We start from the raw sequence: 520 nt of genomic DNA, 5'->3' as shown, positions 1-520 counted from the left end.
CGGCTTTCCGATCGAGCTGCCGGTGCAGACGCTCTCCGAGCCGTTCCAGAAACCGACCACGATGCTGTACCGCAACTTCCTCGCGATGGAAGCGGAAGAGACGCTGCGTTCATATCCGGCCGACGGCGTGGTGCTGATGGGCGGCTGCGACAAGACCACGCCCGCGTTGCTGATGGGCGCGATCTCGATGGATCTGCCGGCGATTTTCCTGCCGGCCGGCCCGATGCTCAACGGCAACTGGAACGGCCGCACGCTCGGCTCGGGCTCGGACACCTGGAAGTACTGGGCCGACCTGCGCGCGGGCAAGATCACCGAACAGGACTGGCAGGGCGTGGAAGGCGGCATCGCGCGCTCGCCGGGGCACTGCATGACGATGGGCACCGCGTCGACGATGACGAGCGCGGCCGAGGCGCTCGGCTTCACGCTGCCGGGCTTCGCATCGATTCCGGCGGCCGATTCGCGGCACGCGCAGATGTCCGCGCAAACCGGCATGCGCATTGTCGACATGGTGTGGGAAGAC

At 67.3% G+C, this 520-nt stretch carries 1 protein-coding gene; it reads left to right on the top strand.

Features of this window, described 5'->3' with window-relative positions:
• Nucleotides 1-520, top strand: a 520-nt coding sequence (locus tag HV675_RS32190; RefSeq protein WP_175115488.1) for a dihydroxy-acid dehydratase domain-containing protein, incomplete at both ends; no start/stop codon positions are given.

Source organism: Paraburkholderia solisilvae, from assembly GCF_902859875.1.
Classification (GTDB): domain Bacteria; phylum Pseudomonadota; class Gammaproteobacteria; order Burkholderiales; family Burkholderiaceae; genus Paraburkholderia; species Paraburkholderia solisilvae.
This window is presented reverse-complemented; position numbering and strand designations above follow the sequence as displayed.